Consider the following 18264-nt stretch of genomic DNA (forward strand, 5'->3'; position numbering starts at 1 on the left):
GACTGATAAATGATGAATATACGCTCAATGATGATTTCATGTTACGCAGCTTTTATTTCTTTCATTGGATGGCTGATGAGCGGCGTGAAGCCGCGTGAAAACCAGGTGACGCTGCTTGTTTCATTCCAAGAGAATGCGGCTGCTCTCATTCATACTTATCAACAACAGGCGAACATGACAATGAAGCTTACTGTCCTCTATACGAAGCATGCTTCTGCGATAGAAAAGGACGAGCCTCATTTGTCATTTCGCTATTTTCATGAAAAAAATCCTCTCCATCTCATTCAATGTATATATACGATGTTTAAAAGCAAGGTTGTCGTGACGGATAATTACTTTCTCATGACGAGTGTGCTCAGAAAACGGCCTTCTACCACCTGTATTCAAGTATGGCATGCCAATGGGGCTTTGAAAAAGTTCGGGCTTGAAGATGCTTCAAATTCTGAACGAAGTCCCCGTGACATCGAACGCTTCAAACGTGTCTATGCGTCTTTCGATTACATTGTGACAGGCTCAGATCACATGCGTGAGATTTTCAAGACCTCGTTTGGGGTCAACGATGAACGCTTTTTACCAACTGGTGTACCACTGACGGATATGTACTATGAACAGCACCAGCCTTCCTTGAAGCTAAATGATATCCCAAAAGGGAAAAAGATCCTGCTCTATACACCGACCTATCGAGACTTTGCAATGGACGGTCTTGTGCTGCCTTTTTCAAAAGAGCAGTTGCAAACTGAGATGAATGGCGATTACATTCTGCTCGTCAAGCTTCATCCTGCGGTCAAACATTTAGCGAAAGCAGAAACAGACGGTGAATGGATATTTGATGTGTCCGATCAGCCGCTCTATCCATTGCTTTGTGCTTGTGATGTCCTGGTGACAGATTATTCGTCCATTGTGTTTGAATATGCACTGCTCGAAAAGCCTGTGTTGTTCTTCACTTATGACTTAGACACTTATCGAGAGAAACGCGGCTTAGTCGATCGGTATGAAGATATCATTCCTGGTAAGGCTTGCGTCACTCAAGACATGCTTTTGCAGGAGCTTTTACACCTAAACGGATCAACCAATAAAGAACGAATCAAAACCTTTGCTGAGGAATGGAACCAATATTCAAAGGGACAATCCAGTCAGCAGCTCCTCTCATTTATTGAACAGCAGCTGCTCCTACACAAAAAACGTCCGGCTTCTCATTAGGAAGCACGGACGTTTTTTTATTTGTTATATACCGGGATATCATAATACAGCGTATAGTCATCAAGCAGGTTATACAAACTATACATGCGAGTGACTTGCTTAGAAGCCCAGCCAATATCTGTTGCATATTGATGAGTCGCTGTAGCCGACCAGCGCATTTTATAAATTGTATCTTGCTTGTATGTGGCATTATTGATATAGCTGTTGCCAATGAATTTTGCTCCGCCAATAATGGCAGCCTCTGGCGTGAACCATTGTTGTTCATACGCATACTTTGCACCTAGATAATTCGGATTGCTGTCATATGCGCCAATGCCATACATGTTATAAACTTTCTTTCCATTATACATTGTACCATTCGCTAAAATGGAACTTCCGTTACCCGTTTCAAGCAACGCATGAGAAATAAGATAAATTTCGTTGATATGATACGTTTTTGCTGCTGTAATAAAGGCTTGTCCTTTACCCGCAAGAATCCCTTTTCCTGCTAAAATCTTTGAATTGACCTCTGCTGGATTGAGATTCGCAGCTTCAGAGAGTTTCAGAAATTGAAAATAAGATTGAGTGCCTTCGGCAATATTAGCTGGATCTACATATTTTTGCACCTCTGCTGCACTTGCATTTCTCCAGCCGAGGTTGATCCTGATCCAGTTCCCTTCTTTCCCAAGCTGTTTCACTTTTGCTCCTTTATTGAGCTGTGCCACAATGTTGCTTGCAGAGCTCGAATCAGGTGTAGAACGGACATTTAAGCCATCCGTATTCACTGTCGATGTGGCTTGGTCTACATATGCTGCATAGACATAGGCCGCACCATCTGTCTGTGGTGACACCTTCATTTGTTTGTTGACCATCTCATTGACAGTAAGGTTGTAGTTCGTTTGCATGACCATTGGGCCATTTTTAATTTTTACGGCTGTGGCGGTCCAGCCATATTGGCTTTTCACAAAAGCAATGGCTTCATTTACAGTTGGTAATCCTGTAAATTGCTGCGTAATGTTGATTTTGTAAGTTGGTTTCGTTGTTGTTGTATACACAGCGGTTTCATTCCGTTTTTTGAAAAATGCCATGCCTTGGTCACGAAGTGCAGCTGTTGAGATGACACCTGTTTTGATCTGATATTGAGCATAATCGGCTGCGCCTGTTTTTTGAGCAGCGGCCTTCATTTTTTGTTTCGTCAAATAGCTGAGTGCTTGATTCAGTTTTGTCTGATTCACTGTCGGCTCTGTCGTGATACGGTATTGCTTGACCGCTTCTGTCAGCGTTTTTGTACTGCTGGCAATACCATTTTTCTTGATGATCTCTTGAGCCTGCTTCACTTTAGTTTGTTCATATACAGGTGTTGTCTTAAGACTATATGTTTTGCTGACAGCCTGTCCCTTGCTTGTCTTGATGCTGCTTGTCAGCTTCTGCGTTTTTAAGTAGGCGGCACCTTTATTCACTTTCGCTTGGTCCACTGCTTGATTGACGACGAGTCGATATGTGCTGTCTGATACCTTGCCAGTTTTTTTCGTTGTCGCAGATACTTTTTTCTTTTGGAAGAAAGCCGCTGCTTTTTTCGCCTCTTCATCTCCTAAAAGGTTTCCCGTCACGACTTGATATGGCTGTGTAGAAGAAATCTTTTTGGACGTGTAGCGCCATTTCTTTTTCTTGAAAAAGGCTACCGTTTTGGCGTAAGCTGTATCGTTCAGTTGATTGAGCTTCACGATATAATTTTTTGTTTTTCCCACTCGCTGGACAGCACCTGCAGCACCGGTTTGTTTCTTAATCTGAGCTGCAGCTGAAGCTGCTTGTTTGTTGTCTTTAAAATAGCCTGATTCCAAGCTGTAGACATTTTTTAAGGCACCAGCCTTTTGAATCTTCCCGCTGATCTTTGCTTCTTTTTGCAGCTGGGTAAGGAGCGTCTGTGCTTTCGACTGATTCGCTTGTGCAGCGGATGTGACGATGTAATACGGCTTACCTGCTGTCACCGTTTGAAGGACTGGTTTTAAACCAGATGCCTTTTGAAAGCCTTGCAGAATGGTATTCGCCTTACTTTGTCCAATAATACCGCTTGAAATCAGCTGATACACAGTGCCAGCTTTCGTTTCGGTTTGGTATGTACTGGTGACGCCTGCCTGCTTTTGCAGTTCAGTTTGAATATTTTTCACTTTCGTTTCAGAATCAATGGTTCCTGATATGACCTGATAAGAAGGTTTGCTTTGATTGATGACTTCATAGGAGCTATTGAGCCCTGATGTTTTCGTTAGTTCAAGTGAGAGCTTTTTCGCCTGACTTTCATCATTGACTGGGTCAGATACCACCTTTTGTAAAGGAAGGCGGTCACCTACTGGAGACACCGTACCGCTCATGCCCACTTCTTTTTTTAATGCAGCTGCACTTGCATTCGCTGCTGCTTGCGAATCATATCCTGAAGCAGTGAGCTGATAGGTCGACGTATTTCCTGAGGTTTGATAAGTGGCTGTCCATTTTTTGTCTTTCTTCAGTGTTTCCACTGCTTTTTTCACTTCTGCTTCTGTTGTAAATACCTTTGAGGTGTTCATCGTATAAATGGATTGATCGACATAGGAGGCTGCTTGCGCTTCTTTACCCGTGTGTAATGTCATACCAAAGGCAGCTGCGAGTAACATAATCTTGATGGTTTTTTTCATGTTCCCTGTCCCTCTCTTAACTTTGCATAATAGTTTACTAATCTCTTTATCGACAGAATCACCTAATTATTTTAACAACAAAAGACTCATTATATTTATATCTATCTATGAAAAATGACATATTCAGGATGTTTTTCACCTAAATATCATTTCATCATCTTAAATTTCCATTAAAGATTTAGTATCATATTAATTTCTCTTTAAAGATATGGTATCATATAGCATCATTTGTATATTTTTTCGAAATTTTTAAATTCACTTGTCTGTATATTACAACAAATTTTTGACTTTTTAAAAAGGAAGATTAAAAGGAGTCACAACCATGAATAAGAAGATCCTAAAACGGAACAAAAAGATTTTAAAAAGGAAAATAAACTTTCTCAAAGACCCTTTAAGGAATTTTATTAAAGATAAAAGACACCAAAGGAATAACCTATATGCATATTATTATCAACATCTTGATGTTGTTGATAAAACCGTACTTTATGAATCTAGAGATGGAAAAAGCATGACTGATAGTCCTTTAGCCATTTTTGAATATTTGCTTCATCAGCCTAATTTTAAAGACTATACTCACATTTGGTCTATTGAAGACTTTGAAACATTAAAACCAATTTTAAATAAGTATAGAGATGACAAAAACGTGATTTTTGTCAAAAGAAATTCTAAAGACTATTTGAAATATTTAGCCACTGCAAAATATTTAATCAATAACTCTACTTTCCAACCATTTTTTATATGTAAAGAAGAGCAAGTCTATATTAATACGTGGCATGGTACACCATTAAAGTATATGGGCTTTGATATTCCAGGAAATCCCGCACATTCTCAGAACGTATTAAGAAATTTTTTAAGCTCAGACTATCTTATTAGCCCAAATGAACATACAACAAGTATGTTCTTAAATAGCTATAAGCTAAAACACATTTTTTCAGGGAAAATAATAGAAGAAGGATATCCAAGAATTGATCTAACATTAAATACTGATCCTCTCGCATTTAAAAAAAATCTTCAATCTTTTGGAGTTAGCCTATCTTTAGAGAAAAAAACTATTGTATATGCACCGACATGGAAAGGGACGAATGTTGGTAAGGTTAAAAATAATTTAACTCAGATCACTTCTGACCTGAATTACTTACAAGAACGATGCGGTCAAGAATATAATATTCTTCTTAAGCTTCATCCATTTCTTTATCACCAAGCAAGTCGATCAACGGAATTACAAGGCCGGCTTATACCGGATTTTATTGATACAAATGTGCTTTTAAGTGCGACCGATTTATTGATCACTGACTATTCGAGTATATTCTTTGATTTTTTAGTTACAAATAAACCAGTCCTATTTTATATGTGGGACGCAGATGAATATAACGAAGAACGGGGAATGTATTTTAATCTTGAAGACCTTCCAGGACCTCGTGTCTATAATATAAGAGATCTGGCAGAATCAATTGGTCGAATAAAGGAAATAAGTTTAGAATTCAAAACCAAGTATGAGCAGTTTAAACATGACTTCACAAAGTACGACGATGGTAAAGTGACTGAAAGAGTAGTTGAGGCTATCTTCAATAATGAGACTGAAACCGTTCGCTGCATCAATACTCATAATAAAGTGAAAGAAAAGATATTGATATATCCAGGAGGTATGAAAAATAATGGTATTACTTCCTCTTTCATTAACTTAACTCAAAATATTGATTATGATAAATATGATGTGAGTTGTTATATGAGTACACCAAACTCAAAAGAAGTATTAAATAATATTGCAAAAGTCAATAAAAATGTCAGATTTATCTTCAAGCCGGGCTTACCTGTATATACTCTGCAAGAAGTTTATAAAGATAAATTAATTCATAATCGCGGAGCAAAAGGGAAACTAGAAAAAAGACTCTATCCACAAGAAGCTTATTCCAGAGAATTCAAGCGCCTATTCGGAAAATCCACTTTTGATCATGTGATTGATTTTAGTGGCTATAGTTTATACTGGGCTAAATATCTCGTTTCTGCAGATGCGAAAACAAAAATATGTTTTATGCATAATGATCTTCTCTCAGATAGCGAAAGAACGATTAACGGTAAGAAACCTCATAGAATTAATCTGAGAGGTTTATTCACCATATATGATAAATTCGATAAGTTAGTGAGTGTCTCTAAAGGGACAATGGAGTTAAACAAACAGAATTTATCTCAATATGCAGAAGAAAGTAAATTTGATTATGTAATGAACTCCATTAACCCAGACAAAATTTTAGGAACAGAATTAACTTCTAGCGAAGAAGATAACAGCCCAATCATATCGAATAAACCTTTTAAATCCAGGGCGAAAATTTTAAGCAATAAACACGATAAAATACTCCCTACATTAGTTGAAAATAATTTTTCCACTTTTTCAGCTAAAGATTTTGAAAATAAAGTGGTCATGATTACAAGACAAGCTGTAACAAAACAAAACGAAGTTTTATATAAATTCACTTATGAAGATCATGTGGTGGGATGGTTAAATAAAGAAGCGTTTAAGATTCTACCAGATAGCATTATATGTGAAGAAGAAGTTCATAAACTAGCAGTGATTGCATCTCCTAAGCGCAATGATATTTGGACAAAACCCTATAAAACGAAGGGAATTAAAAAGGTTTCTTCTAGCCATCCATATAAGAATATTATGGTGGAAATAGATAGAGAAGCTAGAACTGAGCGCTCCGTCTATAGCAGATTTTATATTAATAAACAATTAATAGGATGGATAGATTCCTCAGCACTAAAAATACTGAAAAATTACGAAGTTAATAGTGATCTCCCTAAAGATAAACAAGCATTGATCGAAAAAGAAAAGCACACATTATTAACTGAAAATTACCATAGACATGAAGAATTTATTCACTCTTTGAATAATAGAACACTTTTAGAAAGAAATTTAAACAAGAAAATGAAGATTGTTCATACAGAAAATCATAAAGTATGGTCTAAAGCATATCCAAATTTCGGTTATGCTGAAGTCTGCAGCGCTGATCTCTATAAAGATGCGATTGTAACTGTAACCAAGAGCCATAAAACCAACACATCTACCTATTATCAATTTTCTTATGATGGAAAAGTGATTGGGTGGTTAAACGTAAAAGCATTTAAACAATTAGACCCTCAATCTATTTTAAATCGTAAAGAAGTGAGTTATTCTGCTTTGCTTCATTTAAATGAGTTTAAAATTTATAATAAAACAAATGAAAATACACGATTTCAAGTTGTGGAAGATTATTATCTATATAATCAAAAAGAAATTGATGTCACTGAAGAGGTCACCACACCTATATCAACATACTGTGCAATTGAGCTCAATAATGAAAAAATAGGCTGGGTAGATAAAAAAGCACTTGAAATTATCGAAATTCGCGGGTTCCAAATAGAAAATGAATTTGTCCCTTATCCATCAAAACATCACTATAATTTTGTTAATATGGGACGCTTATCACCAGAGAAAGGGCAAGATAATTTAATCACTGCGTTTAAGCATCATGTCGAAACAAACGCAAATAGCAGGCTATATATTCTCGGTGATGGTCCACTAAAGAATAACCTTCAAAAGTTAATAGACCAATTAGAATTGCAAAACCATGTGTTCTTAGTAGGCCAAGTTGAAAACCCATTTACCATCCTAAAAATGTGTGATTGCTTTGTTTTATCTTCCCATTATGAAGGGCAGCCAATGGTCCTTTTAGAAGCAATGACACTAGGTATGGATATTTTAGCAACAGATATCATTGCCAACAGAACTGTTTTAGAGAATGGTAAATACGGGGCTTTAGTCAATAATAGTATTGATGGACTTATAGAAGGTTTAAATAACTTTAGCTCTCAGACACACCCTTCTTATGCTTCATTCAATTATAAAGAGTATAATAAAAAAGCAATGGACACTTTCTATAAAGTTCTAAACTAACCTTTCTATATATGATGAAATAAAAAAGACTTTCAAGCTGTTTGTATGCTTGAAAGTCTTTTTATTTATATATGCGACACAATCAGTTCACAAGATCCTTCAATTGAGAAGCTTCCTGTTTCAGCCGGCAGAATAAAATGAGCGCCCTTTGGCAGTGGATATGTGTGTCCGTCATGCTCTAAAGACCCTTCTCCATGAATCACACTGCATAGCAAAAACGGATAATCCTGCGAAAGCTCTGCTTTTTGATCAATTTCCCATTTATACACAGAGAAATATTCTGCTTCGACAAATGTACGAATGGTCACTCCCCGGCGTGTTTCAACTGATTCATCTGCATACCCGTCTACATGAGGAACTGTTGTGACATCAATCGCTTGCGCAAAATGAAGTTCACGTTCGTTGCCATCCTGGTCTTTTCGTTCATAATCATATACGCGATAGGTTGTATCTGAGCTTTGCTGCGTTTCAAGGACAAGCGTTCCTTCGCAAAGCGCATGGATGGTACCGCTTGGCACATAATAAAAATCACCAGGCTTAATCTTCACCCGCCGCAAAAGACCTTCCCAATCTCCACTATTCATCATGGTGACTAGCTCAGTTCTTGTTCTTGCATTGTGCCCATAGATCATTTCTGCTCCTTCTTTGCAGTCAATGATGTACCAGCACTCTGTTTTTCCAAGCTCGCCATTTTCATGTCTTTCCGCATAATCATCATCTGGATGAACTTGAACGGACAAGTCTTGGTTTGCATCTAATATTTTAGTTAACAGCGGGAAGCGGTCGCCTTCTATCCCCCCGAACAATTCTCTATGATTGTCCCAAAGTTCGATCAGCGTTTTCCCTTTATATGGACCGTCTTGCACGACACTTGGTCCGTTTGGATGAGCAGAAATTGCCCAGCATTCTCCCGTTTGATCAGAAGGAATATCATAGCCAAATTGATCCCTTAAGGCTGTACCTCCCCATATTCTCTCCTTCAATTCAGGCAGTAAAAAAATTGGTGACTGCTTCATTCAGGATGACTCCTCCCTTTGCTACCCTTTGATAATCCTTACCTAGCTTGATGAAAACTAGTAAGTCTCAACTTTTATTATGACGCTATCTAAAGAGAAGTCAATCCTTTCAGTACACCGAATGAAAACGATAACACAAAAATTATTTTACCCTTTGACAGAGCCAGCAAGAAGCCCTTTGACAAAGTATTTTCCAAGAAGAATATAGACGAGTAGTGTCGGCAGCGCAGCCAATATCGCCCCTGCCATTTGGACGTTCCATTGCACAATTTGACTGCCTGATAGATTTTGCAAGGCAACCATCACCGGCTGATGCTCCGCAGTGGTCATCGTGACCGCAAATAAGAATTCATTCCACACATTTGTGAACTGCCAAATGGCCACCACAACAAATCCTGTGATCGAAAGCGGAAGAATCATATGTCTGAAAATCCCGATAAACCCTGCACCATCCATTTTCGCCGATTCAATCATTTCATCTGGGATGCTCACATAGAAATTTCGGAACATGAGCGTTGTGATCGGAAGTCCGTATACGACATGGACAAGCACAAGCCCTGGAATTGAATTATACAATCCGACTTCACGCAAAAATTGAATAAGTGGAATTAGAATACTTTGATATGGAATAAACATCCCAAACAGCATCAGCGTAAAGACGACTTCTGATCCTTTGAAACGCCATTTTGATAGGACATAGCCATTCATTGCACCTAATACAGCTGACAGTAAAGTAGCAGGAATGACAAGATAAAGAGAATTCATTAAATTGGGCGCCAGCTTTTCAAACGCGATTTGATAGCTTGAAAAATCGATAGTAGATGGCAGCGACCACATTCGCTCAAGGGTGACTTCACCTAATGGCTTCAAGCTTGTGACGAGCATGACATAAACAGGCATCAGAAAAAAGAGACTGCACAAAATCAATAAAGCATAAAGAACTGGACGGACAAACCATCTGGCTGTCATGATGAAGCCCCCTTCCGGCTCGACAGGAGATATGGCACGATAAAGACCGCAACAGAGATCAGCATGACAACCGCAATGGCGGCACCGCCTGCATAATGGTTTCCTCTAAAGGTCATTTCAAACATATACACGCCCGGAACATCCGTGACAAAGTTCGCACCCGGCCCTGTCATCGAGTAAATCAAATCGAAGATCTTTAAAGAAATGTGAGCCATGATGATGACAACACTTGCAGTAATCGGTTTTAAAAGAGGGAAAATGATTTTCCAGTAAATCTGCCACTCCGTTGCACCATCCATTCTAGCAGCCTCTCTTACTTCCTCTGGAATTCCTCGCAGACCCGCCAAATACATCGCCAGAGAGAAGCCTGTCATTTGCCAAACAGCTGCAATCACAACAGCAATCATGGCCGCAGGTACACCAAACTCAATTTTCCCCCAGACAAATCCGGCCAATATGTTCGTATCCGTATACCACTTAGGCTGGATACCAAGCGTTTTCAAAAATAAATTCACCCCAGTTGACGGGTTTAAAATCCATTGCCATACGACTCCTGTGACAACGAAGGAAAGGGCCATCGGAAAGAAGAATAAATTCCGAAAAAGAGATTCCCCCTTGATCTTCTGGTCTAGTAAAATCGCAAGTGCGAGACCAGAGACAATGACCGCTCCAATAAAAAATAAAGTGAAAAAGACCGTGTTTCGAAGATCTGATTGAAAGCGGAAATCTTGAAACAGCATGACATAATTGCGAAGACCTGCGAAAGAGAAATCAGGAACAAGCGTGGTCCAGTTTGATAAGGACACATATCCTGTCCAGCCAATAAAACCGTAAACAAAGATGAATAATAAAACCGCTGACGGGGCTAAAAAGAGCAGCGCCAGCAGCTGGTCTCCATTCCATTTTTTCCGCATACGTTTAACTTTGGGCACAGGTGTTTTTGTCATCGGCGATGTGTCTATGCGCATGAAACTGCACTCCTTTTTAAAAAAGAGGCGGCGTCTAGCCACCGCCTCCTTCGTCTTTATTTCATTGCATCTTTTAATGATGAAACAAACTGACTGCTGTCTTTTTGTGTCACAAAGATATTGACGGCTTGATTCGCTTTTGTCACAAACCCTTCTTCAGCAGCTGAGCCATGAGCAAGAGACGGCGCCAGTTTTGACTCTTTAAATGCCTTCATCGCCGATTTTCCGTATTCATCATATTTTGATACATCTGCATCCACACGTGCTGGAATCGATCCTTTTAGAGGATTAAACGCATCCTGTCCTTCCACAGATCCTAAAACGGATAAGAATTTCTTCACGTTTTCTGGCTGTTTCACACCCTTTGGCAGTCCAAATGTATCGGTGATCACCATAAAGCTTCCTTCCGTTCCAGGAGTCGCCGCGTATCCAAAGTCTTGATTCACCTTCAAATCAAGATCATTCACAAAGTACCCCTTCGCCCAGTCGCCCATGACATTCATTGCCGCTTCTCCTTTTGCCACGAGCTGTGAGGCATCCTGCCAGTTACGTGAACTGTGATCGTCATTGACGTATTCGAGCATACGTCCAAAGATGTCTGCCGCTTCCTTCACTTTCGGGTCATCCATTTTCATGTCGCCAGCCCAAAGTTTTTGATAACCATCTGCCCCTAATACACCCAGCAAAACACTTTCAAACAAATGAGTCGCTGCCCAAGGCTCCTTATCTCCAAGTGCAAGTGGTGTGATGCCTTTTTTCTTTAATGCATCTGCTGTTTTGAAAAATTCATCAAATGTCGTTGGCGGCTCTAAGCCTGCATCATCAAATACCTTCTTGTTATACCAAAGCACATTGCCCCTGTGAATGTTTACTGGCACGGAATAGATTTTCCCGTCTTTGCTGACAAGGTCAATCAGTGATTCTGGAAATTTGTCTTTCCAGCCTTCTTTTTCATATAAATCATCCAGAGGCTCCATTTTGCCTGCCGCGACCCAGCTCTCATTCAGCTCCGCCCCGCCATGCACTTGAAACGTAGCAGGCGGATCATTTCCCTGCATACGGCTAGTCAGGACAGCCTTTGCATTCGTACCAGCACCACCTGCGACGGCTGCATTTTCAATTGGAATGTCTTTATTCTCCTCTTCAAACAATTGAATGAGTGCCTTTAGCCCGTCTTCCTCACCAGCTCCTGTCCACCAAGAGAAAATTTCGAGCTTTTCCGCTCCGCCTTCTTTTTTTGCCTCTGAGTTCGTCGATGAGCTGCAGGCAGTGACGATAAGCATACAGAGTGCCAGCAGTGTAAAGCCTAATTTGAACTTCATAATTGATCCCCCTATCCCCATTTTGTAAGCGTTATCAAAATAAGTATAATGGCAGATCCTTGCTTTTTTTCAGGCAAACTTCTTCACTTTTTTATGAAATTCTTCATTTTTTTACGGCCTGTTTTCGATATTCCTTCGGTGAACAGCCGACCATCTTCTTAAACACACGGCTGACGTAATTAGGATCTGTATATCCTGCCTGAAAGGTAATTTCTTTTAAGCTAAGCGTGCTGTCTTTGAGGAGCTTTTTGATTTTATCCAGCCGGCAGGCTGTCACATACTCTTTAAATGTCAGACCCGTCTCGTCTTTAAATCGTTTTGTGAAATAGGTGGGACTTAAATCAACATAAGCAGCCGTTTGCTCAAGCGTGATCTGTTCACAATAATATGTTTTGATGTAACGTTTTGCCCGCTCGATGTCATTGATGGTCTGGGTTCTCGCTTCATACACGTCAAATAGGTGTTCACAGCACTGGCGGCATTCAGCTGCGGTGCTGATTGTTAATATCGATAGGTCTGTACGGAGACGTGATTTGAAGAGAATCAGCAGTTCTTTTACTTGTGAAATCGTCGCGCCCTCTAATTGAAAGGCATCAAATAAAGCCAGCGCATCCTCTCTTCTCCCTTCCTCAAGCGCCTGCATCATGCTGTCTGCTAGCTCCGGCAAATGAATCAATGGACCGGGCTTCACCTCTGTTTGGTAAAAGCCATAACGAACAACGCCGCCACTCTTTTTTCGCTGATAATAGGAAAGCTTCGCCTCTGCTGCACTTTTCTGAAGATGAAGCGGGTTTGAGACTGGGTGCCCTATGCCAACGACAGGTGAAGGCTGACCGTTTGTCATGGCAGCTCGAATGGCTTGCAGCACCTCTGCCTTTAGCTGACCTGATCCCTGCTGACTATAAATGAGGCATGTAAACAGTTCTCCCCCCATCTGAATCGGCACCGTATGAAATTGTGCAGATTTCTGTAAATCGATCAACAGCTGATCTCCTTCTGTCCGCTGCACAGCGATGATAAGACCTGCTTCATATTCGGAGAATAGTTGTTGAAACTCCATGGATGTATAAGATTGACCGTTCATGACATGCGCTTCAAGCCACTTTGACTGCTGATCGGCCGCTGCCGCCTGCCGCAGAGTCGCCTCCTGCTGAATCTCTGCTGCTACAAATCGAATGGCTGCGATGGTTTCATCTTTGTCAGCTGGTTTGACGAGGTATTGTTTCACCCCTTCCTGCATCGCTTGCTTGGCATAATCGAATGTATCGTAGGCTGTCAGCATAATGAATTTTGTATGAGGACTGATTGCTTTGATCTGTTTGATCGCTGTCAGTCCATCCATGCCAGGCATCTGAATATCCATGAGCACAAGATGAATGGACTCAGATCGCACGAATTCAACCGCCTTCTTTCCATTTTCCGCTTCTCCTGCTATATGACACTCTGGAAGCCATACGGTTAAGAACTTCCTCATCGCTAGCCGTTCTATTTTTTCATCATCGACAATCAGCACGTTCAGCATGCCGGTCCCTCCTTCATCGGAATAGCCAATTGTATGGTGGTGCCTTCGTTTGGCTTTGAATCAATTTGAAGGGCATCTTGCACCCCGTAAAACAAGCGCAGTCTTGACATTACATTTCGAAGACCGATTCCTGTCGAGTGGCCTTTACTCAGTATGTTCGGATCTTCCTCTTCTTTTTCTGACAGCAATCTTCTTTTCTCCTGTTCATTGATGCCCATCCCATTGTCCCGAATCCGAATCATCACATAGCCGCCTTCTTGATAGATCGAGAGCTCGACAAGTCCCTCTTCCTCCTTTGGCTCGACGCCATGAATAAAGGCATTTTCAACAAGCGGCTGTAAGGTAAGACTTGGGATATGCACAGATAAACACGATTCATCGATGGACATTTTGCACGTAATTCGATCGGCAAATCTCGTTTCTTGTATATGAAAATATTCTTTCACCACTTTCACTTCTTGTTCCAATGTAACGGATGTACTAAGAGCAGACAGCGAATACCGCATCAGCGTGGAAACGGATTGAATCAACCTCGATGTGGCTTCTGCTGATTCTAAGTAAGCCATGCGTGAAACGATGTTTAATGTGTTAAATAAAAAATGCGGATTCATTTGGTTTTGCAGCGTTTTTAGCTTCATATCTTTGATTTTTTGATCCAATGCTGCCTTTTGTTTGATCTCTTCAATCATCATTTTCATCTCTTGCCGCATTCGCTGAAAGGCTTCATTTAAAACAGAGATTTCATCCTTTGAGGTGACATGCAAATTCGTTCCATCAAAATTTCCTTCTGATACTTCTTTTACGCTTCGGGACAGATGAACGATGGGTCTTGAGATCCCGCCAGCAATCATATACGCCATCCATAAGGCGACCCCGATTGATAACGTAAACAGGCATAAGGTAAAGAGCGCATAGGTTTGATGTCTTTTTTGAAGAGTTTGATAGAGTATCTGATACTCAGATAATTCATCATCAAGCAGGGTCATCGTCTGCTCTTGTATATAGGAGGAGACGGTTCTCACTTCCTTCACACTTGCAGCATATTCTTCGATTTTCCCTTCTTTCACATGTGTCATGGTCGCATCACTTTCATTGATGAGCGTCCGCATCATATATTGATATTTTTCAATAGAAGGAATTGCCGCATGAAGACCGGCATCCTTTCGCAGCGCTTGATCGTATGATTTCATTTTCTGTTTTGACGTAAGATATTCTTTGACAAACTTCCGTTCCTTTTCAATGGCATAGGCATTGACCTTTTCATACATCGTTTTCGCCTCTGTCGATATATCATTGAGCAGGAGAAAAGAACGAAAGCTCCGGCTATATTCTGATGTGATTTTTGAACTGCTCCAGTAGACAAAAAAAGCGGCTACGTTGCCAAGGAGCACAAGGATTAAAAATGCCAATAACAGCTTACTTCGAATCCTTCTCATGGCTGCACCCCCTGCTTTCTGTCTGTTTGCTGAAGAGGCAGATCCCCGCGCCGGATTACACTCGTTCCCGTGTACTGAAGCGGTTCTTCTTTTTCACCTTTCTGCAAACGAACAAGCGATTCAACCGCTTGATAGCCCATTTCATAAGGGTGCTGTACGACCACGGCATCAATTGTTCCATCATCAAGCGCCTGAATCGTATCAGGCAATGTGTCAAATGCAAGCACATAAAAATCAGTGGTTGATCGATACTGTGCGATTGCTTGAATAATGCCTGCGCCATCTAATGCACTTGTACCATAAAATGCGGTGAGCTTCGCATGATCGTTTAATAATTTATAAGCGGCACCTGAAGCACCTGACTTCGTAATGGCTGATTCTTCTATCCCAGCAATATGAATGCGTTTTTCAGCAGAGACGGCATCTCGAAAGCCTTTGACACGCAGCTTTTGATGAATGGCATCCAGCCTGCCTGTGACAATTCCTACATACTGTTCACCTTTTGTATCTGCGATGAGTGCCTGTCCTGCGATAAAGCCTGAATAGTAATTGTCCGTCCCTACATACACTTGACGCTTGCTCCCCTCTGCATCTGTATCAACGGTGACAACATCAATTCCTTTTTCCCTCGCCTTCTGAAAAAGCGGTTTGTATTTTTTCGCATCAAGTCCCTGTGTCATAATGCCGTCAACATGTCCAGCGATTGCCATATCAATGGTTTTCAGATGATCGTCTACATCCGCTTGCTTTGGGCCCAAATATTCTAGATACACGTGATGAACGTCTGCCGCATCCGCAGCTCCCTTTTGTACAAGCTGCCAATATTCATTATCAAGTTCCTCCGGTATAAGAACAAAATGGTATTGATACGTTGACGCTGTTTCATCGGAAGCGCTTTCAATTTTAAATAAATCTTGACCTAATAACGTTAAGAAGATGACAGATACCACACAAAATGTGAGAAATGCGCTCATTCCAATCCACTTAGATAATTTCACCGTGTCCCCCTCCTTTCCACTATTTCCGCATAAAAAAAGAGCTGCTTATAAGCATACTCTCTCGACCTCTATAATTCCTTTGTCATAAATAAACTGTTTGGATCTTCTTGATATGTACCAAAAGGCGGACAATACTGAAATCCAGCGCTCTCATATAGTTTTCTTGCTGGTTCAAAGAAAGCCATTGCCCCTGTCTCTAAGCTGACACGTGTGTAGCCACGCCGTTTTGCCTCTTGGAGAAGATGATTCAGCATATACCTCGCTACACCTTTTCGCATATGGAGGGCGGCGGTTCTCATCGATTTGATTTCCCCATGTTCACTTGACAGTTCTTTTAACGCTCCGCAGCCAAGAAGCTCCTCTCCATCTCGCACACTCCACACCGTGACATCCTGTTTTTTTAAATCAGTTAATGGAAGGGCATGAATGCTTTCTGGCGGCGAATGCTCCTTCATCTCTTCTATATGTGCGGTAATCAGCTGATCAATTCGTCCATCCGTGAGTTCATCTTGTAGAATGTACATTTTCATCACTCCTTCACGCTCATTGTACGTGAAGAGTTAAATGTTTACCTGCTGTTATGTCAGATAAACGAACAAACAACCGGCATCAACGAGCCAGTTGTTTGTTCGTTTGACAAGTATTTATGAAGAAAGAACGGCTTGTAATTCCTCTGCTGTACTGCTTTCAAGCTGACTTCCGACACCAACAGCCACCGCGCCTGCTTTGAGCCACTTTGGAACATCAGCTGGAGGAATGCCGCCCGTAGGAATAAATTCAATTTCTGGAAATGGACCTTGCAGGTTTTTCATATAGGATAAACCGAAGGAGCCGCTCGGAAAAAGCTTGAGCAAGCAATAGCCATCTGCTTTTGCCTGCATGATTTCACTCGGGGTGAGAACCCCTGGTACATAGAGTGTGTCGTAAAATGAAAGATGTTCTCCAATCATAGGAAGGTATCCTGGACTAACGATAAACTGTGAGCCTGCCTCAATGGCTGATTGTGCCTGCTCCAGCGTCGTAATTGTTCCCGCTCCTACAATGAGGTCCTGCTCCTGCTGGAAGGATGCGATGATGCGTTCAGCATTTGGCGTAGTATACGTTACTTCAATGGCACGAACCCCTTTTTTCTTTAAACGCTCAATCATTTCAATGCCTTCTGCTTCACTACCTGCTCTTACCACTGCAATTAATTTACAAGACGCTAGCTGCTTTTTAACGCTCAAACTTGCTGACTTTTCCATATCTCTCATCCCCTTTCATGTACTCCCGCCTTTGATATCGCTTGGCTTCTTTCATAAAAGCCTGAAGCTCCTTCCGGGTAGGCAGTCCGTCCTTATCGCCAGGTGACATCACTGCAAGTGCCCCGACCGCATTGCCTCTTGTCACGGATTTTTCATGTGATAAGCCGTCAAGCAAGCCGCTGATGACCCCCACTGCAAATCCATCACCAGCTCCAACTGTGTCTACGACATCCTGCACATAAAATCCATTCACAATCCCCTGACCTGCTGCACTTTTATAAAAGGCACCTTCTGCCCCTAGCTTAATGACCACTAGTTTGACACCTTTTTGCAAATAAACATCTGCAATCTCTTCTGGCTCGTGACAACCCGTGAGCCTTTGCCCTTCTGCAAGCCCTGGAAAAAACCAATCCGATTGTGAGGCGATATGATTCACCGTCTGAATCATATCTTCTTCCTCTTCCCATAGCTGAAGCCGAAGGTTTGGATCAAATGAAATGGTTTTGCCCGATTCTTTCATTTCTTGAAGAGCACGAAAAGAAAACGCTCTCATTTCACTAGATAAGGCAGGCGGAATACCAGTCATATGAAGGTGGCCTGCCTGTTTGAAATAAGCGGCGGGAAAGTCGCTTGGACTCATTGTGCTCGCAGCAGAGCCTTTCCGATAATACGTGACGTCAGGGTCTCCTTCCTTCACTTTTGATTTAAGTAAGATTCCCGTTTGAGATCCATCATTTGAACGGAGCACTGCACTTGTATCGACCCCTTCTTTTTGAAGCTCTTCTAAAATGAATGTGCCAAGTGAATCTGCTCCGACTTTGCTCATCCAGCCCACATGAAAGCCCAGCCTCGCCAAGCCGACAGCCACGTTACTCTCTGCACCAGCAAGCGCCTTTTGAAATGTATGCACTTGATGAAGCTCTCCAACTTCTTTTGCATAAAACATCGCCATTGATTCCCCAAATGTGACCGCATCCAACGCTTTCACTCATTTCTCCCCTTTCTCG

General features: G+C 41.2%; 13 protein-coding genes. 2 read left to right on the forward strand and 11 right to left on the reverse strand.

Translation table 11 applies throughout. From position 1 onward, the window contains the following. Positions 1-9: 9 nt before the first annotated feature. Positions 10-1200, forward strand: a complete 1191-nt coding sequence (locus tag MHI23_RS16605) for a CDP-glycerol glycerophosphotransferase family protein (RefSeq protein WP_125585925.1) — start codon at positions 10-12, stop codon at positions 1198-1200. A gap of 17 nt (positions 1201-1217) precedes the next feature. Here the strand turns inward: MHI23_RS16605 and MHI23_RS16610 are convergent, their stop codons facing one another. Then, positions 1218-3848, reverse strand: coding sequence for a glucosaminidase domain-containing protein (locus MHI23_RS16610; protein WP_342492108.1), 2631 nt, complete (start codon positions 3846-3848; stop codon positions 1218-1220). A gap of 322 nt (positions 3849-4170) precedes the next feature. Here MHI23_RS16610 and MHI23_RS16615 point away from each other — a divergent pair, with 322 nt between their 5' ends. Continuing rightward, positions 4171-7782 carry a CDP-glycerol glycerophosphotransferase family protein gene (locus MHI23_RS16615; RefSeq protein ID WP_125585921.1) on the forward strand — a complete coding sequence of 1204 codons (3612 nt, stop codon included), beginning with the start codon at positions 4171-4173 and terminating at the stop codon, positions 7780-7782. A gap of 65 nt (positions 7783-7847) precedes the next feature. Here the strand turns inward: MHI23_RS16615 and manA are convergent, their stop codons facing one another. The 10 genes from manA to MHI23_RS16665 all read right to left on the reverse strand — a co-directional run bounded on the left by manA (position 7848) and on the right by MHI23_RS16665 (position 18245). Next, positions 7848-8798, reverse strand: a complete 951-nt coding sequence (gene manA / locus MHI23_RS16620) for a mannose-6-phosphate isomerase, class I (RefSeq protein ID WP_034281142.1) — start codon at positions 8796-8798, stop codon at positions 7848-7850. A gap of 147 nt (positions 8799-8945) precedes the next feature. After that, complete coding sequence (locus tag MHI23_RS16625) at positions 8946-9767, reverse strand: carbohydrate ABC transporter permease (RefSeq protein WP_024426281.1); 822 nt, start codon at positions 9765-9767, stop codon at positions 8946-8948. Then, on the reverse strand, positions 9764-10735 hold the full coding sequence (locus MHI23_RS16630; protein WP_034624582.1) for a sugar ABC transporter permease: 972 nt from the start codon (positions 10733-10735) through the stop codon (positions 9764-9766). Before MHI23_RS16630 ends, MHI23_RS16625 begins: the two co-directional genes overlap by 4 nt. Positions 10736-10791: 56 nt before the next feature. Then, a complete protein-coding gene (locus MHI23_RS16635; protein ID WP_101676531.1) occupies positions 10792-12057 on the reverse strand; it encodes an ABC transporter substrate-binding protein in 1266 nt (421 codons plus the stop codon). Between the two features lie 103 nt (positions 12058-12160). Then, positions 12161-13579, reverse strand: coding sequence for a response regulator (locus MHI23_RS16640; protein WP_163114791.1), 1419 nt, complete (start codon positions 13577-13579; stop codon positions 12161-12163). Further along, complete coding sequence (locus tag MHI23_RS16645; protein WP_163114790.1) at positions 13573-15015, reverse strand: sensor histidine kinase; 1443 nt, start codon at positions 15013-15015, stop codon at positions 13573-13575. The genes MHI23_RS16640 and MHI23_RS16645 overlap by 7 nt, the downstream gene beginning before the upstream one ends. Then, entirely contained in the window at positions 15012-16013 is a 1002-nt protein-coding gene (locus MHI23_RS16650; protein ID WP_163114789.1) for a sugar-binding protein, read from the reverse strand. Before MHI23_RS16650 ends, MHI23_RS16645 begins: the two co-directional genes overlap by 4 nt. Before the next feature lie 68 nt (positions 16014-16081). Continuing rightward, positions 16082-16537, reverse strand: a complete 456-nt coding sequence (locus tag MHI23_RS16655; protein ID WP_024423655.1) for a GNAT family N-acetyltransferase — start codon at positions 16535-16537, stop codon at positions 16082-16084. A gap of 120 nt (positions 16538-16657) precedes the next feature. Further along, complete coding sequence (locus MHI23_RS16660; protein ID WP_212051219.1) at positions 16658-17257, reverse strand: bifunctional 4-hydroxy-2-oxoglutarate aldolase/2-dehydro-3-deoxy-phosphogluconate aldolase; 600 nt, start codon at positions 17255-17257, stop codon at positions 16658-16660. After that, the gene (locus tag MHI23_RS16665) at positions 17229-18245 is read right to left on the reverse strand and encodes a sugar kinase (RefSeq protein ID WP_024426289.1); all 1017 of its coding nucleotides are present in this window, start codon (positions 18243-18245) and stop codon (positions 17229-17231) included. The genes MHI23_RS16660 and MHI23_RS16665 overlap by 29 nt, the downstream gene beginning before the upstream one ends. Positions 18246-18264 lie beyond the last annotated feature (19 nt).

The organism is Bacillus sp. FSL M7-0003, from assembly GCF_038628485.1.
In the GTDB taxonomy this organism is placed as follows: Bacteria; Bacillota; Bacilli; order Bacillales; family Bacillaceae; genus Bacillus; species Bacillus safensis.